The sequence below is a fragment of the Sphingomonas sp. ACRSK genome (assembly GCF_022346685.1).
GTDB classification, from domain to species: Bacteria; Pseudomonadota; Alphaproteobacteria; order Sphingomonadales; family Sphingomonadaceae; genus Sphingomonas; species Sphingomonas molluscorum.
In genome coordinates this window covers 71942-93742 of sequence record NZ_JAKRNR010000012.1, presented here as the reverse complement: position 1 = coordinate 93742, position 21801 = coordinate 71942, and the positions used below count along the sequence as shown (strand labels likewise).

Annotated in this window: 23 protein-coding genes; 12 read left to right on the top strand and 11 right to left on the bottom strand. The window is 68.3% G+C overall.

Translation table 11 applies throughout. The features are described 5' to 3' along the window. Positions 1 to 62 precede the first annotated feature (62 nt). The 3 genes from MHZ35_RS08790 to thrS all read right to left on the bottom strand — a co-directional run bounded on the left by MHZ35_RS08790 (position 63) and on the right by thrS (position 4137). Positions 63 to 1196 (bottom strand): hypothetical protein, encoded by a 1134-nt coding sequence (locus MHZ35_RS08790; protein ID WP_239435253.1) that lies wholly within the window; start codon positions 1194 to 1196, stop codon positions 63 to 65. Between the two features lie 237 nt (positions 1197 to 1433). Continuing rightward, positions 1434 to 1967 carry a translation initiation factor IF-3 gene (gene infC / locus MHZ35_RS08785; protein ID WP_125961602.1) on the bottom strand — a complete coding sequence of 178 codons (534 nt, stop codon included), beginning with the start codon at positions 1965 to 1967 and terminating at the stop codon, positions 1434 to 1436. A 157-nt stretch (positions 1968 to 2124) separates the two neighbouring features. After that, a complete protein-coding gene (gene thrS, locus MHZ35_RS08780) occupies positions 2125 to 4137 on the bottom strand; it encodes a threonine--tRNA ligase (protein ID WP_239435252.1) in 2013 nt (670 codons plus the stop codon). A gap of 172 nt (positions 4138 to 4309) precedes the next feature. On the opposite strand from thrS, the gene MHZ35_RS08775 reads away from it, so the two are divergent. After that, entirely contained in the window at positions 4310 to 5377 is a 1068-nt protein-coding gene (locus MHZ35_RS08775; protein ID WP_239435251.1) for an NAD(P)-dependent alcohol dehydrogenase, read from the top strand. Positions 5378 to 5482: 105 nt separating this feature from the next. Here MHZ35_RS08775 and MHZ35_RS08770 read toward each other — a convergent pair whose 3' ends face one another. Further along, entirely contained in the window at positions 5483 to 6295 is an 813-nt protein-coding gene (locus MHZ35_RS08770; protein ID WP_239435250.1) for an LD-carboxypeptidase, read from the bottom strand. A gap of 85 nt (positions 6296 to 6380) precedes the next feature. Between MHZ35_RS08770 and MHZ35_RS08765 the strand changes: the two genes are divergently transcribed. From MHZ35_RS08765 to MHZ35_RS08740, 6 genes are all read left to right on the top strand, one after another. Further along, a complete protein-coding gene (locus MHZ35_RS08765; protein ID WP_239435249.1) occupies positions 6381 to 7778 on the top strand; it encodes a glutamate ligase domain-containing protein in 1398 nt (465 codons plus the stop codon). Positions 7779 to 7866: 88 nt separating this feature from the next. Next, a complete protein-coding gene (locus MHZ35_RS08760; protein WP_239435248.1) occupies positions 7867 to 8283 on the top strand; it encodes a hypothetical protein in 417 nt (138 codons plus the stop codon). Continuing rightward, positions 8280 to 8489, top strand: a complete 210-nt coding sequence (locus tag MHZ35_RS08755) for a helix-turn-helix transcriptional regulator (protein WP_132883082.1) — start codon at positions 8280 to 8282, stop codon at positions 8487 to 8489. Before MHZ35_RS08760 ends, MHZ35_RS08755 begins: the two co-directional genes overlap by 4 nt. A gap of 235 nt (positions 8490 to 8724) precedes the next feature. Further along, entirely contained in the window at positions 8725 to 9741 is a 1017-nt protein-coding gene (locus MHZ35_RS08750) for a hypothetical protein (protein WP_239435247.1), read from the top strand. A gap of 639 nt (positions 9742 to 10380) precedes the next feature. Next, positions 10381 to 11109, top strand: a complete 729-nt coding sequence (locus tag MHZ35_RS08745; protein ID WP_239435246.1) for an alpha/beta fold hydrolase — start codon at positions 10381 to 10383, stop codon at positions 11107 to 11109. Beyond that, positions 11109 to 11873: a tetratricopeptide repeat protein gene (locus tag MHZ35_RS08740; RefSeq protein WP_239435245.1), complete on the top strand. Its 765-nt coding sequence runs from the start codon at positions 11109 to 11111 to the stop codon at positions 11871 to 11873. Before MHZ35_RS08745 ends, MHZ35_RS08740 begins: the two co-directional genes overlap by 1 nt. On the opposite strand, the gene MHZ35_RS08735 is transcribed toward MHZ35_RS08740, so the two are convergent. Then, positions 11861 to 12580: an SIMPL domain-containing protein gene (locus MHZ35_RS08735; RefSeq protein ID WP_239435244.1), complete on the bottom strand. Its 720-nt coding sequence runs from the start codon at positions 12578 to 12580 to the stop codon at positions 11861 to 11863. The genes MHZ35_RS08740 and MHZ35_RS08735 overlap by 13 nt on opposite strands. Before the next feature lie 86 nt (positions 12581 to 12666). On the opposite strand from MHZ35_RS08735, the gene MHZ35_RS08730 reads away from it, so the two are divergent. The 3 genes from MHZ35_RS08730 to MHZ35_RS08720 are packed head-to-tail and all read left to right on the top strand — an operon-like array spanning position 12667 to position 14292. After that, a complete protein-coding gene (locus MHZ35_RS08730; RefSeq protein ID WP_239435243.1) occupies positions 12667 to 13104 on the top strand; it encodes a VOC family protein in 438 nt (145 codons plus the stop codon). Beyond that, positions 13104 to 13847 (top strand): hydroxyacylglutathione hydrolase, encoded by a 744-nt coding sequence (gene gloB / locus MHZ35_RS08725; RefSeq protein ID WP_239435242.1) that lies wholly within the window; start codon positions 13104 to 13106, stop codon positions 13845 to 13847. The genes MHZ35_RS08730 and gloB overlap by 1 nt, the downstream gene beginning before the upstream one ends. Positions 13848 to 13887: 40 nt before the next feature. After that, a complete protein-coding gene (locus tag MHZ35_RS08720; protein ID WP_239435241.1) occupies positions 13888 to 14292 on the top strand; it encodes a hypothetical protein in 405 nt (134 codons plus the stop codon). 36 nt (positions 14293 to 14328) lie between these two features. On the opposite strand, the gene hslU is transcribed toward MHZ35_RS08720, so the two are convergent. The 4 genes from hslU to MHZ35_RS08700 all read right to left on the bottom strand — a co-directional run bounded on the left by hslU (position 14329) and on the right by MHZ35_RS08700 (position 17595). Next, positions 14329 to 15624 carry an ATP-dependent protease ATPase subunit HslU gene (gene hslU, locus MHZ35_RS08715; RefSeq protein ID WP_239435240.1) on the bottom strand — a complete coding sequence of 432 codons (1296 nt, stop codon included), beginning with the start codon at positions 15622 to 15624 and terminating at the stop codon, positions 14329 to 14331. A 153-nt stretch (positions 15625 to 15777) separates the two neighbouring features. Then, a complete protein-coding gene (gene hslV, locus MHZ35_RS08710; protein ID WP_229360589.1) occupies positions 15778 to 16326 on the bottom strand; it encodes an ATP-dependent protease subunit HslV in 549 nt (182 codons plus the stop codon). 270 nt (positions 16327 to 16596) lie between these two features. Continuing rightward, on the bottom strand, positions 16597 to 17010 hold the full coding sequence (locus MHZ35_RS08705; protein ID WP_125961618.1) for a holin family protein: 414 nt from the start codon (positions 17008 to 17010) through the stop codon (positions 16597 to 16599). Between the two features lie 45 nt (positions 17011 to 17055). Further along, entirely contained in the window at positions 17056 to 17595 is a 540-nt protein-coding gene (locus MHZ35_RS08700) for a glycoside hydrolase family 108 protein (protein ID WP_239435239.1), read from the bottom strand. Between the two features lie 254 nt (positions 17596 to 17849). Here MHZ35_RS08700 and MHZ35_RS08695 point away from each other — a divergent pair, with 254 nt between their 5' ends. Both MHZ35_RS08695 and MHZ35_RS08690 read left to right on the top strand, forming a co-directional pair. Further along, a complete protein-coding gene (locus tag MHZ35_RS08695) occupies positions 17850 to 18689 on the top strand; it encodes an aspartyl protease family protein (protein ID WP_239435238.1) in 840 nt (279 codons plus the stop codon). Positions 18690 to 18761: 72 nt separating this feature from the next. Next, positions 18762 to 19385, top strand: a complete 624-nt coding sequence (locus MHZ35_RS08690; RefSeq protein WP_239435237.1) for a DJ-1/PfpI family protein — start codon at positions 18762 to 18764, stop codon at positions 19383 to 19385. 7 nt (positions 19386 to 19392) lie between these two features. Here MHZ35_RS08690 and MHZ35_RS08685 read toward each other — a convergent pair whose 3' ends face one another. Next, positions 19393 to 20700, bottom strand: coding sequence for an Nramp family divalent metal transporter (locus MHZ35_RS08685; protein WP_239435236.1), 1308 nt, complete (start codon positions 20698 to 20700; stop codon positions 19393 to 19395). A gap of 112 nt (positions 20701 to 20812) precedes the next feature. After that, complete coding sequence (locus tag MHZ35_RS08680; RefSeq protein ID WP_239435235.1) at positions 20813 to 21781, bottom strand: alpha/beta hydrolase; 969 nt, start codon at positions 21779 to 21781, stop codon at positions 20813 to 20815. Positions 21782 to 21801 lie beyond the last annotated feature (20 nt).

The following is a 21801-nucleotide window of genomic DNA, read 5'->3' as shown; positions in this document are numbered from 1 at the left end:
CTGCGCCATGACCGAAGCGGCGGCAGGAGAACCTGCCTGTCGGGTCGCCGCTTCGGAAAGCCCTAGCGCCACGCGCGCTGCGCTGCCGAATAGCGGTCCGGAAGCATCCTGAGCGGTGGCGCTGCCGTGAACATGGCGTGTGCGGCATCCACCGTCGGACGGTGCAGGACGTCAGTCTCGGCAGAGGCTTGGGCAAGCAGGAACGTCTCGGACCCGATCGCCGGACCCTGCGTCAGATCCCGTGACCACACGCCAGCCAATCCCTGCGGATCGCGTAGGCACTGATAGGCGCGTTGTTCGTGATCTCGAATGCGCGGGAGGTGTATCCGACGGCTTTCGACCTGTTCGGCGTCAGCCACTCCTGCCATGATCGCACCGGCCTCATCGGCACGCCCCAGTCCCTTGAGGGCGCATGCGCGAATCCAGTCGAACTGCGGCAGGGCGTTCGGGACCTGATTTGCAGGAGCAGTCTTGAGGAACGTGGCGCGCGCCGCTTCCGACAACTCGAGCGATTCCGCATAGTATCCGGTCTCCGCCAGCCGCGCCGCCAACGAAAGACGCAGGTTCAAGCCGAACGGGCTGTCGCCAAGCAGCTGGATGCCCTGACGCCATACATCCAGCTCCCGCTCGGTCTGTTTCAGACCTTCAAGGACTTGCGCGGTGTCTCGTATGATGGCCTGGAGTTCGAGGTGATCCAGAGTGCTGGTGCCCCGTTCCCGCTTCCGCTCCGACGTGAGCAGTTCGAGCGCGGCTTCCCACTGGCCGGCGTCCATCAGGGCATCGACATATTGTCCCAGGGCACGCGCACGGCGGCTCAGGCCAACGTTCGCCATCTCGTCGTTGGGAGCGGTCAGCCGACCTTCTTGCCAGCCCCGGCGCGTTCTCTCGAGGCTCTGATCCCGCAGCTTCGACATATCGTCGCCGCCCATGCGTTCGAGGGCGGGCCAGAGAAATGCCAGTCGCTCGTCCGCGAGCAGCGCCAGTGCCTGACGTGGTCCATGAACGACGTAGCGGCTCCAGCCTGCGGAGTTGTCGGCAGGTCGATGCCGAAGCGTCGCGAGATCGTCGTCGATGTCGAGTGCGATGATGCTCGGGACGCCGGCAATGACCGCCTGGCCCTTGATCTCTTCAGCCGCGACCGGCCCGGCGCATGCGACAACCACACATGCGGCAACAGTTGTGAAAAAGCGCACCATCTCCGTCCCCCCTCACGCGTGGATGCGCTGCGGGAATGACGGTTCCATGACGCTGGTGCGGTACTCCTTCGACCTGCGCGCCTGGGGCTCTGGGCTCCTGCCTGCGCAGGAGCACGGGTAATCGGGTGCAGGCTATACCTTCGCCGGGATGTTGGAGGAGGTACCCGTACGCGCCACCACAAACGAAAGCGGGCGACGAAATCGCCGCCCGCTTGTCGCTCTTCGCAGACGCGCCGCTTACTTCGGTGCGAGCACCATCAGCATCTGGCGGCCTTCCATGCGCGGATAGGCTTCGACCTTGCCGATCTCGATCACGTCCTGCTGCACGCGCTGGAGCAGCTGCATGCCGAGCTGGCCGTGCGAGAGCTCGCGGCCGCGGAAGCGCAGCGTGACCTTGACCTTGTCGCCTTCGCCCAGGAAGTCGTGGATCTTCTTCATCTTCGTATCATAGTCATGATCGTCGATGTTCGGACGCATTTTGATCTCCTTGATCTCCTGCGTCTTCTGGGTCTTGCGGGCGATGTTCGCCTTCTTCTGCGCCTCGTACTTGAACTTGCCGACGTCCAGGAACTTGGCGACGGGCGGGTCCGCGTTGGGCGACACCTCGACCAGGTCGAGCCCGACCTCCGCGGCCTGCTCGATCGCCTCCCGCGTGTACATCACACCCAGATTCTCGCCGTCCTGGTCGATCACGCGGACCTTGGGCGACTGGATGAATTCGTTGAAACGCGGGCCGTTCATCGGCGGGGGCGCCATGGGACGGCGCATCATGGGCGGACGGATAGGTGTAGCTCCTTGAGGTTGTTTCGAGTCTCTATGTAGTGGACGCAGGCGCCCATGAAAAGTTCAGTCGCGCGGAACTCGCTCCAAAAGGAGCCGAATCCCGCGCGAAAGAACCCTGGCAGCGCCGTTGGGCGCGGCGTCGCGGTCAGTTGCGGCGCAGATCGGGGGCGACCGCCTCAGCCGTCAGCATCGCCACCGCCTCGTCCAGCGTCAGCATCTGCTGCCCCTGGCTGCCCAGGCGGCGCAGCGCGACGGTGCCTTCCTCGGCCTCGCGCTTGCCCACCACCAGCAGGTTGGGGACCTTGGCCAGCGAATGCTCGCGCACCTTGTAGTTGATCTTCTCGTTGCGAAGGTCGGTCTCGACTCGCAGGCCGGCGGCCTTGAGCTTCTCGACGACCTGCTGCGCATAGTCGTCGGCGTCCGACACGATGGTCGCGACCACCGCCTGCACCGGCGCCAGCCACAGCGGGAAGCGGCCGGCGTGATGCTCGATCAGGATGCCCAGGAAGCGCTCGAACGTGCCCAGGATCGCGCGATGGAGCATGACGGGGCGATGGCGATTGCCGTCCTCGCCGACATAGCTCGCGTCGAGTCGCTCCGGCAGTACGCGGTCCGACTGGATGGTGCCGACCTGCCAGGTGCGGCCGATCGCGTCGGTCAGGTGGAACTCCAGCTTGGGCGCGTAGAAGGCACCTTCACCCTCCAGCTCCTCGAAGTTCGCCTTGATCTGGTCCGACAGGCCCGACTCGAGCACCGCGCGGCGCAGCTCGTCCTCGGCCAGGTCCCACATCGCGTCGCTGCCGAAGCGCTTCTCCGGGCGCAGCGCCAGCTTGACGGCGTAATCCTCGAAGCCCAGGTCGCGGTAGACGCTGTCGAGCAGCTCGCAGAACTTGCGGACCTCGTCGACCAGCTGGTCCTCGCGCACGAAGATGTGCGCGTCGTCCTGGGTGAACTGGCGCACGCGCATGATGCCGTGCAGCGCGCCGTGCGGCTCGTTGCGGTGGCAGCAGCCGAACTCGGCCATGCGGATGGGCAGGTCGCGGTAGGACTTGATCCCCTGGCGGAAGATCAGGACGTGCGCCGGGCAGTTCATGGGCTTCAACGCCATCAGATCGGCGTCGCCGGAGATCACCGCGCCCTCGTCCTCGGTGTTGGGTACCTCGTCGGGGACGACGAACATGTTTTCGCGATACTTGCCCCAGTGGCCGGACTGCTCCCACTGGCGCGCGTCCATCAGCTGCGGCGTCTTGACCTCGTCATAGCCGGCCGCATCCAGCCGGCGGCGCATGTACGCCTCCAGCTGCCGCCACATGATGTAGCCCTTGGGGTGCCAGAACACCGAGCCCTGCGCTTCCGACTGGAGGTGGAACAGGTCCATCTCCGCGCCGATCTTGCGGTGGTCGCGCTTGGCCGCTTCCTCCAGCCGGGTGAGGTGCTGGTCGAGCTGCTTCTTGTTGAGCCAGCCGGTGCCGTAGATGCGGCTCAGCATCGCGTTCTTCTGGTCGCCGCGCCAATAGGCGCCCGAGACCCGCGTCAGCTTGAACGCCTGCGGATCGAGCTTGCCGGTCGATTCCAGGTGCGGGCCGCGGCACATGTCGAGCCAGGCGTCCTCGGCCTTGCCGGCGCGATAGACGGTCAGCTCCTCGCCATCGGGAAGCTCGGCGGCCCATTCCGCCTTGAACGTCTCGCCCTTCTCGCGCCAGCGCGCGATCAGCGCCTCGCGGGTCCACACCTCGCGGATCAGCGGCTCGTTCTGGGCGATGACGCGGCGCATCTCCTCCTCGATCGCGGGCAGGTCCTCCTCGGTGAAGGGCCGATCCTTGGGCGCGAAGTCGTAGTAGAAGCCGTCGTCGGTCGCGGGGCCGAAGGTGATCTGCGTGCCCGGGAACAGGTTCTGCACCGCTTCGGCCAGCACGTGCGCATAGTCGTGGCGCGCGAGCTCCAGCGCGTCGGCCTCGTCCTTGCTCGTCAGCAGCGCTAGGTTAGCGTCGCCTTCGAACGGGCGCTGCAGGTCGCGCAACTCGCCGTCGACGCGCGCGGCGATCGCCGCCTTGCGCAGCCCCGGCCCGATCGCTTGTGCCACGTCCGCGGGGGTAGTCCCCGGCGCTACCTCGCGGACGGAACCGTCGGGCAGCGTGATGCGGAACAATGCGGACATGGGGATCACTTCTCGGCTGATTGGAGGAACCACGGTCAATGTCGTGGCAGGGGTCCTTTAGACAAGTCGCGCGCGTTGGTCACCTATGCGGGTGGAACACGGCCGCGCGCGTCCCATATGGGCGCGGTGCGGCCCTCCCGCACCCGAATTTCTCGAACTGCAAGGAACCTCCATGCCCAGCAACGCCAATGCCTTCGCGGCGCAGAGCCCCGAGTCCCCGCTGGCCCCGTTCAGCTTCGAGCGCCGCGATCCCGGTCCGCGCGACGTGGCCATCGACATCCTGTTCTGCGGCGTCTGCCACTCCGACCTCCACACCGCGCGCGGCGAGTGGGAAGGCACGCTCTACCCGTGCGTTCCGGGTCATGAGATCGTCGGCCGCGTGACCGCCGTGGGCAGCGACGTCACCAAATTCCAGGTCGGCGACATCGCCGGCGTCGGCTGCATGGTCGACAGCTGCGGCGAGTGCCACTCCTGCCGCGAGGGCGAGGAGCAATATTGCGAGACGACCGGCTTCGTCGGCACCTACAACGGCCCCGATCCCGTGCTGGGTGGGCACACCTTCGGCGGCTATTCGGACCATATCGTCGTCGACGAGGGCTTCGTGCTGAGGGTCGGCCACGAGGCCGGCGACCTGGCAGCGGTCGCCCCGCTGCTGTGCGCCGGCATCACCACCTATTCGCCGCTCAAGCACTGGAAGGTCGGCCCCGGCCAGAAGGTCGGCATCGTCGGCCTGGGTGGCCTCGGCCACATGGGCGTCAAGATCGCCGCGGCGATGGGCGCCGACGTCTATGTGTTCAGCACCTCGCCCAACAAGCGTGAGGATGCCAAGCGCCTGGGCGCCCGGGACCTGATCGTGTCCAAGGACGCCGACGCCATGGCCGAGCACGCCGGCAGCTTCGACTTCATCCTGAACACCGTCGCGGCGAGCCACAACCTCGACCAGTTCCTGACGCTGCTGAAGCGCGACGGCACCATGACGCTGGTGGGCGTGCCGGAGGAGCCGCATCCCTCGCCGTCGGTCGGCAACCTGGTGTTCCGCCGCCGTTCGCTTGCCGGCTCGCTGATCGGCGGCATCGCCGAGACGCAGGAGATGCTCGACTTCTGCGCCGAGCATGGCCTGACCGCCGACATCGAGATGATCGACATCCAGGACATCAACACCGCCTATGAGCGGATGGTGAAGAGCGACGTGAAGTACCGCTTCGTGATCGACATGGAGTCGCTCAAGCAGGCGGCGTGATCCGGGAAGGGCGGGGTGCCGAGCGCACCTCGTCCTTCTTCTTTCTCCCGTCCCCCCTGAACCCGCACGACTCCAATCATCCGTCATCCCGGCGAAGTAGGGCCCTCAACCCGCCCCGAACGGCACCACCATGTTGCCGGCCGCATGGCCGATCTCTGCCCGCCCCAGATAGGGCACGCCCAGCACGCCCGCCCAGCGGGTCATGATCGCTTCCAGCGTCTCGCCGAACTCGCCGTTCTCCGGCACGTCGGTGACCTGGCCCAGCCGGATGCCGGCGAGCCCGTGCAGCTGGGTGGCGTTGCCCACGGTGAACATCATCCGGTCGATGCGGTAGATCGCCTCCGACACCTCCTCGACATAGAGGACATGGTCGGTGAGGTCGGGCAGCCAGGGCGTGCCCACCAGCGCCTCCAGGATGGCGAGGTTGAACGCCGCCGCCGGGCGCCCGTCCAGGTTCGGCTCCAGCACATGGGCGTCGCGGTTCACCAGCCACGCGAGCGCGCGCCCGACCGAGGCGCCGCCATCGGAGCGGCCCACGTCGATCGGCATCGGCCCGTGCACCTGCCGGCCGATCCGCCGCGCATAGAGCGCGCCCAGCAGGAACCCCATGTCGGAATAGCCGAGGTAGGTCTTGGCAGCCGCCGCCCGATTGAGCTGCGGCAGCACCGTGCCCAGGATGCGGTTCGATCCATAGCCGCCGCGCGCGAACCAGATCGCGTCGAAGCCGGGGTCGTTGGCGAATTCCAGGAACGCCGCCCCCCGCTCCGCATCGGTGCCGGCGAAATGCCCGGCCTCCAGGAAGCATTGCGGATGCACCACCACGTCGACCTGCGGGAAGGTGATCGCCGCAAATGCCTGCACCCGCGCAGCCGCCTCCGGCGTAATCGCACGGGCGGGGGCGACGATACCGATGCGCATGAACTGCCTTTCGCATAGGCCGGCCTGCCCGCCGGCGACGCGCCAGCGGCTTGCCCCCCGGCCGCCCCGCCGATAGCGCGGGGAAATGGAACACGGCAAATCCTTCTTCCTCGTCGGCATCGGCGGCAGCGGCATGCTCCCGCTCGCGACCATCCTCGCGCGGCGCGGCGCCACGGTCGCAGGCTCCGACCGGGCGCTCGACAATCCGGCGCTCGGCCCCAAGTTCGCGGCGCTGCGTCGGCAGGGGATCGCGCTGTTCCCGCAGGACGGCAGCGGCATCACCTCGGCCGAGCAGGCCGTGGTCGCCTCCGCCGCCGTCGAGGCGACGGTCGCCGACATGGTGGCGGCCGACCGGGTGGGCGCCCCGCGCATGACCCGCCCGCAGCTGCTGGCCGAGCTGTTCAACGCCAGCCCCCTGGGGATCGGCGTCGCCGGTACCAGCGGCAAGTCGACCGTCACCGGCATGATCGCCTGGATTCTCCACGCCACCGGCCGTGACCCCACGGTGATGAACGGCGCGGTGATGAAGAATTTCGTGCGCCCCGACGCGCCCTTCGCCAGCGCGCTGGTCGGCGAGGGCGACGCCTTCGTGAGCGAAGTGGACGAGAGCGACGGCTCGATCGCCTTCTACCGCCCGCGCGTGGCGGTGCTCAACAACGTCAGCCTCGACCACAAGACGCTGGAGGAACTGCGCAGCCTGTTCGGCGGCTTTGCCGACCGCGCGCAGAGGGCGGTCGTGAACGTCGGCGATGCGGAGTCGGCCGCGCTCGCCGCCGCGATCCCCTCGCCCAAGCTGCTGAGCTTCGCGGTCGAGGCCCCGGCTGATCTGTCGGCCGAGGCGCTGGCGCCCGAGCCCTTCGGCATCGCCTTCGACCTCGTCGCGGGCGGCACCCGTCGCCGCGTGCGGCTTGGCGTCCCCGGCCGCCACAATGTCGCCAACGCGCTCGCCGCGATCGGGGCGGCGGTGGCGGCCGGTGTCGACCGCGACGAAGCCGCCGCCGCGATCGAGGGCTTCGCCGGCCTCAAGCGCCGGTTCGAGCTGGTGGGGGAGGCGAACGGCGTCGCGGTGCTCGACGACTTCGGCCACAACCCGGACAAGATCGGCGCCACCCTCGACACGCTGCACGACTTTCCCGGCCGGCTGCTGCTGCTGTTCCAGCCGCACGGCTATGGCCCGTTGAAGGTGATGCGGCGCGAACTGGTGGCGATGTTTCTCAGCAAGCTCGCGCCTGGCGACCGGCTGGTGCTGCCCGACCCGGTCTATCAGGGCGGCACCGTCGCGCGGGAGGTGACCAGCGCCGACATCATCGCCGACCTGGCCGTGGCCGGCATCGACGCCCGCCATATCCCGGACCGCGTGGCCGCCGCCGCGCACCTGGTGGCGGAGGCCAGGCCCGGTGACCGCATCATCATCATGGGCGCGCGCGACGACACGCTCAGCCTGCTGGCCGCGGACATGGTGGCTTGGCTGGGCAGGAGCTGAAAAGCTACCTTGTCGGAATGACAAGCTCCATTGACAGGCGCCGAGGCCCCTGTCATGCTTCCTTTACAAACAGGAAGGGAGCCTTGCCATGAATGCGTCCACGCCAGCCATGAAGCGCTACAACCGCCGGATGCTCTGGGCGTTCGCCGCCTATGTTGTCGCGCTGTTCGGCGCGAACAGCATCGACAACCACTATCATTTGCAGGGCGGCGTTCTGATCGCGCTGTCCGTCGTTCCGGCGCTGCCGATCATCGCCGTGGTCGCGATCATCGGCCGCTACCTGGTCGAGGAACGCGACGAGTATCTGCGCCAGCGTCTGGTGACCTGCATGTTGTTCGGCACCGGGGTGCTGCTGGCCGTCGGCACGGTCTATAACTTCCTGTCGGGCAGCGGTGCGATTGATCCGATGCCGCGGCTGTGGATCTTCCCGGTGTGGGCGATGGGCTGGTTCGCGGCGCAGGCCTTTCTCGGCCTGCGCGACCGGTTTGCGGGCCAGCCTGCATGAAGAACCGCCTGCGCGTGCTGCGCGCCGAGCGCGGCTGGAGCCAGGGCGACCTGGCCGAGCGGCTGGAGGTTTCCCGCCAGAGCGTCAACGCGATCGAGACCGGCCGCTACGACCCCTCGCTCCCGCTCGCCTTCCGCATCGCCGACCTGTTCGAGCTTTCGATCGAGCAGATCTTCGTGAACCCTGCGCTGGAAACGGCGGACTGAGACCAGGGTCGCATTGCGGTCCCGGAACTCGATGGCTGCTCGCGCGCGGCAAGTGGCGATGCTGCCGTTCCGAAGGTGATGGAGAACGAGCAAAGCCGGCGCTTTTCACAACGCACCCTCACGGATGTCTCGAGGGATAGCGATGCTGGTCATCGCGTAGGAAGTGGCGCTATGAGCAGGGCTGACGCTGCGCCTGACCACCATCGGGTCGTGCGTGCGGGCGAACGGGGGTTGCATGTTAGCCCAGGCCGACACCGGGGTTGATCGCCGGCAGATCGCAGCGACGATTGCACCCATCATCGTCGTCGCTCTGGCGGGGATGGCGGTACGAACGCCGCCGGCAGCCGCCCATCCTTTGGCGGCGCTGCTCCTGTTCCTTTGGGTTGTCGCGGACACGCTGATGCTTGCGCTGGTCGCCCAATCCTCGGGTAAGCCGGATCGGAGCGCCGTTCTGGGTGCCCTGGCCGGAGCGAGCTTCACTGTCTGGCTAGGTTCGCCTCCGGTGCTGCGGGGCGTACTCCTGGAAACGCCGATCCTCGCGCTGATGATGGTGGCCGTCGTTCTGGGCCATGTCGCTTGGGCCACGGCGAGGGCGAGCCGGGCAGTGAACGGCACCGGCGTGGATCGCACGGCGCGGTGGGTAGCTGCCGCATCGGAGTTTCTTCCTCCCGCATGGGTCCGGTTGGCCGTGGCGGAGCTGACGGTAGTTCACATGGCCTTGTTCTGCTGGCGTGGCCCGGCCGATGTGCCGGCGAATGCCCGCGCCTTCGCCTATCACAAACATCTGACGCCGATGTGCGCCACACTGCTGATCCTGTCGGCGATCGAGATCGCGGTTTATCATCTGCTACTCGGGCATTGGAGCCGGACCGCCGCGATTGTCCTGTTCGTTCTAAGCGACGTGGGGTTCGTGTATCTGGTCGGCCTCATCAAGTCGTTCCGGTTCAGGCCGGTGTTGCTGACCCCCGACAGCGTGCGCGTGCGGGCTGGTTTCTTGATCGACCAACTCGTTCCACTTGACGCGATCACTGCCGTCGAAGGGAGCTTTACCGGGGAGGAGGTGCGCGACCCAGCCACCCTCAACGCGGCGCTGCTCGCCTGGCCGAACATCATGCTGCGGTTGAACCGTCCGCTGCACCGTCGCTCGCTTCTGAGGAAGCGGGCGCCGGTACTCCGTGTCGCGTTCCGCTTGGACGATCCGGAGCCGTTCATGCGGTTGCTCCACTGGCGATTGGGTCAGCGTTTCAGATAAGCAGCGTTCCCGCAAACGAGGATGGGACGGGATAGCCCCTACAGCTTCCGTCATCCTCAGGTGAGAGGCGCCTTCTCCCCGGACGGCCTGCTAACCATGATGAGATTGAGTGTGCCCGTTCGTCCTGAGTAGCCGTTGAGCGAAGTCGAAACGGCGTATCGAAGGACCGCCACCCATGCTTCGATACGGGGCTTCGACAAGCTCAGCCCCTACTCAGCACAAACGGGTCTAACCTGATTTCATCTGGCTCTAGACATGGAGGAACGCGCCTCCCGCGGCTTTTCGGAAGGGCAAGCCGCGTCGATCTGCGCAAAGGGCGGCATCGGCGCCAGCCGCCATCCAGGTCCCGCCGTCAACCTGGCTTCCGACCGGGAAGGCTGCATGAACGCCTTGGGCTAAGCCCCTCGACCACGTCTGAAAGGAAGCGGTTGGGCAGTGCTCGCGATCTTCCCGCGTATCTCCGTACGCTCGCAATCGCCTCCCGCAAGGGCTGTCCTACGACCCTGCCGCCGTGGCATGAGGTGGGGATGGCATTCTCGCGCATCTTCCGCCGTTCTCCCGCCGCCGCTCCTGCGGCGCCGGGCGCGGCCGCCAGAATCCTATTCCGAGCCTCAACTTCCTCAACTTCCGCGGTGCACCATGACTGAAGCTGCTCCTGCCGGTGAGCGTCCGCTCGCCTTTCACCACACGGCCGGCACGGGGCCCACGATCGTGTTCCTGCCGGGCTATGGGTCCGACATGACCGGCAGCAAGGCGCTGGCGATCGAGGCCTGGGCGAAGGCGGAGGGGCGGGCGTTCGTCCGCTTCGACTATGGCGGCTGCGGGCAAAGCCCCGGCAGCTTCGAGGAGCAGACGCTGGCGTTGTGGCGCGACGATGCGCTCGCCATCATCGACCATGCGGTGGAAGGCCCGGTGGTGCTGGTCGGATCGTCGATGGGCGGGTGGATCATGCTGCTTGCCGCGCGCGACCGGGCGGAGCGAGTCGTCGGGCTGGTCGGCATCGCGCCCGCACCCGACTTCACCGACTGGGGCTTCACCCCGGAGGAGAAGATGACGATGCTGACGCAAGGGCGGCTGGAGAAGCCGTCGCCCTATTCGGACCAGCCGACCGTCACCACCCGCGCCTTCTGGAGCTCGGGGGAGGCCAACCGGCTGATGCACGGCATCGTGCCCGTCGACGTGCCGGTGCGGCTGATCCAGGGGCAGCAGGACAAGGACGTGCCGTTCGAACGCACCGTGCACCTGGCCAGCCTGTTGCGTTCAGCCGACGTGCAGACGCTGCTCGTCAAGGATGGCGACCACCGCCTGTCCCGCCCGCAGGACATCGCCCTGATCCTGCGCGCGATTGAAGATGTGACCCCCGCCTGATGCTCCTCCCGCTGCTGCTCCTCGCCCAGACCGCACCCGCTCCGGCCGCGGGCCCGCCGACGCGCCGGCGCGGCGATCGCTATGCCGAGTGCATCGATCAGGCGCGGCGCGATCCCGCCGCGGCCGTGCGCGGCGCCACGGCGTGGCAGCAGGCGGGCGGCGGCTTCCTGGCGCAGCAATGCCTGGGGATCGCCCATACCACCCAGCAGCGCTGGGACGCGGCGGCGGCCGCCTTCGAGGGCGCGGCGCGTGCGGCGGATGTCGCCAGGGACCCGCGCTCGGGCAGCTTCTGGGCGCAGGCGGGCAATGCCTGGCTGGCGGCGGGCGACCCGGCCAAGGCGCAGACGGCGCTCGACGCCGCGCTGATCGGCGGCACGCTCACCGGCCTCGACCTGGGGGAGGCGCATCTCGACCGCGCACGCACGCTGGTCGCGGCCGGCCGGCAGGGCGAGGCGCGGGCCGACCTCGACCGCGCGCTGGCGCTCGCCGGCGACGATCCGCTCGCCTGGCTGCTGTCGGCGACGCTGGCGCGGCGCACCGGCGACCTGCTGCGCGCGCGCAAGGACATCGGCCGGGCGCTGGCGCTCTCCCCGGACGATGCCTCGGTCCAGCTGGAGGCGGGCAACATCGCGGCGGTGGAGGGCAATGAGACAGCGGCGCGCAACGCCTGGGAGGCAGCGGTGCGGGTCGCGCCCGGCACCGGCCCAGCCCAGGCGGCGGCCGATGCCCTGGCGGCTCTGGGCGGCGGCGCTCAGTCGAGGTAGAAGTCGACTGTCGTCACCACGCGCACCTTCTTGAAGGGCGTGTCGGCGACGCCATAGCCGGCCTGCTCGCCGTCGCGGGCCTCGACCGAGAAATAGCCCTGGGTCGCGCTCTTGATGCCGCCGACGCCGGTATCGCTGTCCTTGGCGAACTGCTCGGCGGCGGCGCGGGCGTCGCGGGTCGCCTCGGCCACCATCGCGGGCTTGATGTCGTTGAGCTTGGTGAAGCTGTAGCTGATGCCCGAGCCTTCCTGGAGGACGACGCCCTGGCGGACGAGATCGAACTGGCGGGCGACCGCGCGGCGGGCGCGGGCGATGTCGGTCGTGCGCAGTTGCAGCCGCTGGCTGACCGTCACCGTCTGCACGCCGTTCATGTAGGATTGGCTGACGCCGGCGCCCGCGGGGGCGAGCGCCTCGGCCGGGAATCCGAGGCTCGCGAAGAAGCGGCGGATGCTCTGGGTGTCGCGGTCGATGTCCGCCTGCACCTCGGCAAGGTCCAGGCCCTGCTTGGAATAGTTGAGCGTCCACACCGCCAGGTCGGCGGTGACGTTGCGTTCGGCGAGGCCGCGGACCGTCACCGATCGGTCGGCATGGTGTGCGCGCACCAGCCCGTTGCCGAGCAGATAGCCGCCCAGGATCATGCCCAGTGCCAGGATTGCCGCTGCGACGAGCAGCGCCGTGCCGCGATCCTGGGTCCTGCCGGTTTCCATTGCGGGTTCCTCCCCCATATAGCCGAAGCCTATCGTGCCGGCGGCACGATACACAACTGCTGATGACGAACGGGAAGCTCCTGCCAATGAAGTATCTGCACACCATGATCCGCGTGACCGACCCGGATGCGACGATCCGCTTCTTCAACGTGCTGGGGCTCACGGAAACCCGCCGCATCGAGAATGAGCAGGGCCGCTTCACGCTGATCTTCCTCGCCGCCGACGAGGACAGCAACGGCCCGGGCAAGCGCGCCGAGGCCGAGGTGGAGCTGACCTACAACTGGGATCCCGAGGAATATGGCGAGGGCCGCAACTTCGGCCACCTCGCCTATCGCGTGGAGAACATCTACGAGACGTGCCAGCGGCTGATGGACTCGGGCGTGACGATCAACCGCCCGCCGCGGGACGGCAACATGGCCTTTATCCGCACCCCCGACAACATCTCGATCGAGCTGCTGCAGGCGGGCGACCCGCTGCCGCCGGCGGAGCCCTGGGCGTCGATGCCGAACACGGGCCGCTGGTAATGGCCGCGGCGTCTCCGATCGAGGTCGTCCGGCTGCCGGCGCTGTCGGACAATTATGTCTGGCTGCTCCACGATCCCGCTTCGGGCGAGACGGTGGTGGTCGACCCGGCGGAGGCGCCGCCGGTGCTGGAAGCGCTCGCCGAGCGTGGGTGGACGCTCACGGCCATCTGGAACACCCACTGGCATGGTGACCATACCGGCGGGAACGCCGGGCTGAAGGAGGCGACCGGCGCGCCGGTGTTCGCCCCAGCGGCGGAGGCGGGGAAGATCCCGACACTCGACCATGGGCTTCGCGAGGGCGACACGCTGCGGATCGGCGACCATGTCGCGACCGTGCTGGAGGTGCCGGCGCATACCGCGGGGCACATCGCCTTCCACTTTGCCGACGATGCGCTGCTGTTCAGCGGCGACATGCTGTTCGCGATGGGCGCGGGGCGGCTGTTCGAGGGGACGGCGGCGCAGATGTATGCCGCCATGCGCCGGTTCGAGGCGCTGCCGGACGCCACGCAGGTGTTCTGCGGGCACGAATATACCCAGTCGAACGGCCGCTATGCGCTGGCGGCCGAGCCGGGCAACGCCGCGATTGCGGAGCGGATGGTCGAGGTCGACCGATTGCGTGCGGCGGGCGCGCCGACGGTGCCGACCACCATCGGCCTGGAGCGTGCAACCAATCCCTTCCTGCGTGCGTCCTCGCCCGAGGAGCTTGCCGAGCGCCGGCAGGCCAAGGACAGCTTCCGCGGATAGCGCGCCGGAGACTCGCGGCAGGGCGGAGAGGAGACAGGGCATGACCCGTTGGACGTTGATGCTGGCAGCGACCGCGCTGCTGGGAGGCTGCGCCACCGCCGCGGACGAGGCGAAGCGCCAGGCGGCGAGCGACAGGGAACTGGCCGAGGCGCTGGAAGGCTATACGCCTGGACGCACGCTCGACTGCATCGACCCGACCTTTGCGGGAGGACCGCAGCTGGTCGGCGACTCGCTGCTCTACCGCCCCAGCCGGGGCACGCTGTACCGCAACGTGGTGGCGCCCAACTGCCCGGGCTTCCGCGGCGACCAGGTCGTGGTGGCGGAGCTCTATGGCTCGCGCATCTGCCGCAACGACCGCTTCCGGCTGGTGCAGCGCGGCGGGGGCGGCATCCCCTCCGCCTCTTGCCGCTTCGGCCCGTTCGTCGAGTATAAGAAGGACCGCTGAGCGCCGGTCCGCCGGGGAGGCGGACCGGCGCCCCGCTTACAGCACGTAGCGGCTGAGGTCAGTGTTGCGGGCGACGCCGGCGAGCTGCTTGTCGACATAGGCGGCGTCGACCACCAGCGTCTCGCCGCGGCGATCCTCGGCGTCGAAGCTCACTTCCTCCAGCAGCTTTTCCATGACCGTCTGCAGGCGGCGGGCGCCGATGTTCTCGACCTCGCCGTTCACTTCCGCCGCGATGCGGGCGATCGCGCGGATGGCGTCGGGGGTGAAGTCGACGGTCACGCCCTCGGTCTCGATCAGCGCCTTGTACTGCTGCGGCAGCGATGCCGTCGTGTCCGAGAGGATCGCGACGAAGTCGTCTTCGGTCAGGCCCTTCAGCTCCACCCGGATCGGCAGGCGGCCCTGGAGTTCGGGCAGCAGGTCGCTGGGCTTGGCGACATGGAAGGCGCCCGAGGCGATGAAGAGGATGTGGTCGGTCTTCATCGGCCCGTACTTGGTGGCGACCGTGGTGCCCTCGATCAGCGGCAGGAGGTCGCGCTGCACGCCCTCACGGCTGACCGAGCCGCCGCGCACGTCCGAGACCGCGATCTTGTCGATCTCGTCCAGGAAGACGATGCCGTTGGCTTCCGCATCCGCCAGCGCCGTGCGGCTGACCTCGTCCTGGTCGAGGCGCTTGTCGGCCTCTTCCTCGACGAGCTTTTCCCAGGCGGCCGGTACGGTCAGCTTGCGGCGCTTCATCTGGCCGCCGCCGAATGCCTTGCCCATCATCTCGGACAGGTTGATCATCTGCGGCGCGCCGCCGGGGATCTCGAACGGCATGGAGGGCTGGGCCTCCAGCTCGATCTCGATCTCCTTGTCGTTGAGATGGCCGTCCGCCATGCGCTGGCGGAATGCCTCGCGCGTCGCCTCGCTGGCGCCCTTGCCGGTGAGGGCATCGAGCAGGCGCGACATGGCGGCTTCCTCCGCCTTGTCCTTCACGGCCAGGCGGCGGCGTTCCTTTTCGAGCCGGATCGCTTCCTCGACGAGGTCGCGGGCGATCTGCTCGACGTCGCGGCCGACATAGCCGACCTCGGTGAACTTGGTTGCCTCGACCTTCACGAAGGGCGCGTCAGCGAGCTTGGCCAGGCGTCGGCTGATCTCGGTCTTGCCGCAGCCGGTCGGGCCGATCATCAGGATGTTCTTCGGGGAAACCTCGTCGCGCAGCTCGGGCGCGAGCTGCTGGCGGCGCCAGCGATTGCGCATCGCGACGGCGACGGCGCGCTTGGCATCCTTTTGCCCGATGATGTGCGCGTCGAGCGCGGCGACGATCGCCTTGGGGGTGAGATTGTCGTTCATGGGTTCGCTTCGTTTCCCCTCCTTGAAGGGAGGGGGTGGGTTGGTGCGCCGGGCAGGACGCGAAGCCTCTGCCGGTGCGGTGTCGGTGAGGGCGGGGCTCGCCTTTGGCTCGTACCCACCCCCGGCCCCTCCCTTGCAGGGAGGGGAGGTGGGTTATGCCGTCGGCAGGCTTTCGACGGTCAGCCGGTCGTTGGTGTAGACGCACAGCTCGCCGGCGATCTTCATCGCCTTGCGGCAGACCGTCTCGGCATCCTGCTCATACTCGTCCAGCGCACGCGCGGCGGCGAGGGCGAAGTTGCCGCCCGAGCCGATCGCGGCGATGCCGCCTTCCGGCTCCAGCACGTCGCCGTTGCCCGTCACCACCAGCGTCACTTCCTTGTCGGCGACGATCAGCATCGCCTCCAGGTTGCGCAGGAACTTGTCCGTGCGCCAGTCCTTGGCGAGTTCGACCGCGGCGCGCAGCAGCTGGCCCTGGTGCCGCTCGAGCTTGGCTTCCAGCCGCTCGAACAGGGTGAAGGCGTCGGCGGTTGCACCGGCAAAGCCTGCGATCACGCTGCCGTCGCCCAGCGGGCGCACCTTGCGGGCGTTGGGCTTCATCACCGTCGGGCCCTGGGATACCTGGCCATCGCCTGCGATGACGACGCGGCCGTTCTTGCGCACGGAGAGGATTGTGGTGCCGTGCCACACCATGTCTTTGCTCATGGGCGGCATGTGGGGGGTGGGGTGCGGGGTTGCAATCGGGCCGGGTGGAGATCGTTTCGGGGGCGCTTTGGTCGTGCTGCGGTGCGGAAGGTTAGGCTAAGGTTAGGCCAAGAACGGTTGTTGCGGGTTGGGCGGGCAGAGGCGAAAGAGCCGCAGCGGTGGCGCGTGGTACCCTGGGCCCCGGCCTTCGCCGGGGTACGAAGAAGGGAAGACGCTTCCACCCGGGTACCCCGGCCTTCGCCGGGGTACGGGGAGTCGGATTGGGCGGGGTCAGCGTTCCACCCCCTTGGCTTTTCCCCAGGCGCGCGCGGCGGTGTAGCCCAGGTAGCCGGTGCCGAAGAGGGCGTAGAGCTCTTCCGGAATGCCGCGCAGATAGGCGGTCATGCCGCGGGCGACCGCTTCGGCGAGGTCGGGGCGGAAGGCCGAGAGGATGCCCATCGGGATCGACCACAGCAGCAGCGCGTACATGACGTAGAGGAAGCTGGGCCGGGCGCGGCTGGTCCAGGGATCGTCGGACTGCGCCTCCGCGACGATGGCGGAGAGCTGGATGCGGGTCGCCTCCAGTTCGCGCAGGTTCTCCAGCTTCAGCAGTTCGAGCTTGGCCGCGTCGCGGGCCTTGGCGTCGGGAATGATGCGGTCGAGCAGCCCTGCGATCGGGCCGATCACGCCGTCGATGATGCTCATGTGCCTGTCCTTTCGGTGTCGGACGATGAAAGTCGAAGGGGGCGATCAGCCGAGCCGGTTGGCGAGCCAGCCGTAGAGGAACGCCTCGTTGGCCGGGCGCTGCTCGGCGAGGTCGAGGTAGCGGGCGCCCTGGAGCGCGTCGCAGGCCTTCACCAGCACCGCTTCGCCGAGCGTCCCGCGGCTGGCGAGAAAGGCGTCGAGGGCGGCCAGTGTCGCCGGGCCGGTCGCGCCGTCCACGCGCAGGTCGGCATAGTCGGTCGCACCGCGGTTGAGCGCGTTCAGCGCGCGCTGGAGGAAGCCTGCCGCCACTTTCGGTCCCATGTTGATGCCGGTGTCGAAGAGCTCGGCGGCGAGGTCGGGCGCGCGGGCGGCGACGTCGGCGAAGCGCGGGCGCTCCCAATAGAGGCGGCGGTAGAGGTCGGCGGCGACGCTGCGTGGCAGCGTACGCATCGGCCCATCATAGCCGTTGCGGCGCGCCACCGCCTCCGTCAGCCCCCAGCGGGTCGGCCCGCCGCGATCGGCCGGGTGGTCCACGAACCCGCCCTCGCGCGCGATCACTTCGTCGATCAACGTTTCGATGGTCATCACATCCTCCTGTGCAAGCAGGATGGTGAACCATATGGGTTCGAATTAGGAAAGCTTGTCGGCTCGATCTGGATCGGCGGTTTGCCTTCAAAGGGGAGGTGCAGGGGCAGCTTGACAAATCAACTACATTTGTAGTCAATGGTGCGGCTCGATACACGCTCCGCATCGGAGCGATGGGGCCGCACGGAGGGGATGCCATGTTGCGAGCGTCAAATGCGTTGGGACGGGTCCTGCTGTCCGCGATGTCCTTGCTCATGGCCCCGGCCGATGCCTGGGCTCGTGAGGATGCCGCCACGCCGGATCTGCCGGAGACGGGCGAGATCACCCTCTATCAGTCGCCGGACCGCGTGCTCGTCATGATGCGGGTCGCCGACGGGGACCTGATCCCGATGGTCTTCGATACGGGTTCGGACGGCGCCACGATCGAGCACAATCTGGCCAAGCGTCTTCGGATGAAGAAGATCGGCCAGGTCCAGGCGCTCGACGGGACCACGGGCAAGACGGAGCTGCTACCCGAGGTCTCGATCCCGAATGCCACGGTCGGCGGGCTGAAGGTGGGGGCGATCGAGGCGGCAGCATTCGCCTATGATCGCAACGACGCGATGGGGATCCTCTCGTCCGAAATGTTCACCCGGAGCCTGTTGTACCTGGACCTCGCCAACGATCGCGCGCTTCTGGTGCCGCGTACCAGTACGCCGGCTTCGGCGGGAGCGCCGACGGACTATGTGGAGGGCATCCCCACGGCGGCGATCGTCCTGCCCGATGGCAGCACGCTGCCGGCGCATTTCGACACCGGCTACAACGCCGCGCTGAGCCTCCCCACCTCGATGATGGACAAGGTGCCGTTGTTCGAGCCGGCGAAGATCGTCGGCAGATTCAAGTCGATCAACACCGAAGGCCCCGTCTATGGCGGCCGGGTGCGGGGAACGATCAAGATCGGCCCGGTGACGCTGGAGAACCCGGACGTGTCCTTCCTGGGCGATCTGGCGAACATCGGCTTGCCGATCATCCGCCAGGTCACGCTGGTGATCGATGCGGCGGCGGACCGCAACTGGGTGCTCCCGGCCGGTGCGACGCCCGAGGGGGCGCAGTAGCGACGGGCGGCGAAAGACACGCGGGTCGGGATGGGCTAGGCGGTGCTTCCACACATCGCCAGGGAGGCGGCCATGCAGATTGCGGTTTTGACGTTCGACGGGTTCAACGAACTGGATTCGTTCGTCGCGGCCGCGATCCTGAACCGGATGAAGGCACGGGGCTGGGCAGCGCACATCACCTGCCCGACCGAGCAGGTCACGTCCATGAACGGGGTCACCATCCAGCGCCAGAAGCCGCTGGCGTTCGCGGCCGAAGCGGATGCGGTGCTGATCGGCAGCGGCATCCGGACGCGCGAGATCGCCGCGGACGCCGACCTGCTCGGCCAGATCCGGCTCGACCCGGCCCGCCAGCTGATCGGGGCGCAATGTTCGGGCACGTTGCTGCTGGCCAAGCTGGGGCTCGTCGGCGACCTGCCCGCGTGCACCGACCTTACCACCAAGCCCTGGGTGATCGAGGCAGGGGTGCGGGTGATCGATGCGCCGTTCGTGGCGCACGGCAACGTGGCGACTGCGGGCGGGTGCCTCGCGTCGCAATATCTCGCCGCCTGGATGATCGCGCGCGGCGCCTCGCTGGCCGATGCCGAGGCGGCGATCCATTATGTCGCGCCGGTGGGCGAGAAGGCGCCCTATGTGGAGCGCGCGCTGGCGGTGGTGGCGCCGTTCGTGGGCGCGGCGCCGGAGGCCGTCGCGGCCTGACCAGGATTCACGCGAACCAGGTCACCACCAGCGTCACCGTGCACAGGAAGGTGACGAGGGTCGTCGCCCAGCCGAGGAAGTTGGTCCAGCGGCCGTTGGTGCGGGCGCCCACGACTTTGCGGCTGTTGGTGAGCAGCATCATCAGCAGCAGGAGCGGGGGCACGGAGAACCCCTGGACGATGCCCGACCAGACCAGCATCTTCATCGGATTGAGGCCGAGGAAGTTCATCGCGACGGCAAGGGCCGTGACGATGCCGATGATGGCGTAGAAGAGCTTGTTGTGGCTGGGCGCGTCGTGGAGGCTGCCCTCGCGCCCGATGCCCTGCACCACGTCATAGGCGGCGCCCGTCGTCATGATCGGCACCGCCAGGAAGCCGACGCCGACGACGCCGGCGGCGAAGAGATATTTCGCGCCCTCTCCCGCGAGCGGCTCCAGCGCGGCCGCGGCCTGGGCGGCGCTGTCGATCTCGGTCTGGCCGGCGGGATGCAGGGTGAGGCCGGTCGACATGATGATGAAGTAGAGGATCAGGTTGGAGAAGATCATGCCGACCAGCACGTCGCGGCTGGTGCGCTTCATCTCGCGCCGGGTCGCGCCCTTGCGCTGCCACAGGCGGCGGCGGCCGATCGCGATCTGCTCTTCCACCTCCTGGTTCGACTGCCAGGTGTAGACATAGGCGGAGAGCGAGGTGCCGATGCAGGCGACCACCAGCGCGATGAATTCGGCGCTGAACGTGATGCTGGGCAGGAAGGTCGCGCGCAGGATCTCCAGCGGATCGGGCCGCGCCAGGATCGCGGCGGCGACATAGGCGAAGAGGATCAGCGCCAGCCAGCGGAATACCCGGCGGATCAGGGTGTAGGAGCCGAAATACTGGACGGCGAAGATGATGACGGCCGCGCCCAGCACGATGAGCGGCACGGGGATGGGCACGAGCAGGTTGAGCGCGGCGCCGATGCCGCCCAGGTCCGCCGCCGCCTCGATGATGTTGCCCAGGAAGGCGAGCGTCACCATCGGGTAGAGCACCCAGCGGGGGAACTGGTCACGGATGCAGGCGAACAGGCCCTTGCCGTACACCTGGCCGATCTTCGCCGACAGATAGGTGACGACGTACATCATCGGCAGCAGGACCGGGGCGATCCAGAGGAAGCCCAGGCCGAAGCGCGCGCCGGCACTCGCATAGGTGCCGATAGCGGAAGGGTCGTCGTCCGCGGCGCCGGTCACCACGCCCGCGCCGACCAGCTTCATCATGCCCGCGGGCGGCGGGGGGGCGTGGACCTGCGTATCGGCTTCGAGAGGTTCGCGGATGGGTTCGATCACGTTCGGCTCGTCAGTGGCTGGCGAGCGTCAACCGTTCAGCGCGGGCGCGGTTCACCGCGGGAGGCGAGAAAGGCGCCGGGACCGGAGGGGCGCTCCGATCCCAGCGTGGGCATCAGCCGCGCGGCTTGAGCATGCCGTGCATGCCGAGCCAGTTGGAGAAGGCGGAGAACCAGCCGGTGCTGGTGGTGCTCTTCTGGTACATGCCGAAGCCGTGGCCCCCCTGTTCATAGAGGTGGAACTCGACCGGGCGCTTGGCGGCCTTCCAGCTTTCGATCAGGCCGAAGCCGCTGTTGGCGAAGAAGGGATCGTCGGCGGCGAGCGCCACGAACATCGGCGGTGCGTCGGCGGGGACGGTCACTTGCGAGAGCGGGCCGTAGATGAGGCCGATGAAGGCAGGCTTGGTATCCTGCGCCGAAAGCGTGGTGGCGAGCGTGAGCATCGCACCGGCGGAAAAGCCGACCATGCCGATCCGGTCGCGGTCGATGCGCCATTCGGGCGCGCGCTGGCGGATCAGGGCGAAGGCGGCGCGGGCATCGGCGATCTGCGGGGCGAGGGCGGCCATCGCGTCCGCGGGGTTCGGCCGGGGCGGACGCGCGGCGGTGGCCGAGAACATCTCCGCCATCGAGCGTTCGAAGGCGGGCATGTCCGCCGGCGTCTGGTTGAGGCGATACTTCAGGACGAAGGCGGCGACGCCCTGGGCGGCGAGCGCGCGGGCGACGTCCCAGCCCTCGTTCTCCATCGACAGGGTGCGGAAGCCGCCGCCCGGGGTCACGATCACGGCAGCACCGGTCGCCTTTGCCGGATCGGGGAGGAAGGGGGTGAGCGTCGCCTCCGTCACGTTGCGGGCGAAGACGCTGTTGTACTGGCTGTGCCAGGATTCCTTGGCCTTGGCGCCGGGCAGCGGGCCGGTCTTGAGCGGGATCGCATTGGGCTGGGCCGGGATGGGGATCGGAGTCATCCGGTCCTCCTGCGCCTGGGCCGGCGCCGCGAGCAGGCAGGCGGCGGCGAGCGCCACGGCGGCCGGTCGCAGATACGCGCGGCCGATGGCGCGCGCCCAACGGGTGTTCCTTGTCGTCGTCATGGCATCCCTCTCCCTGTTTT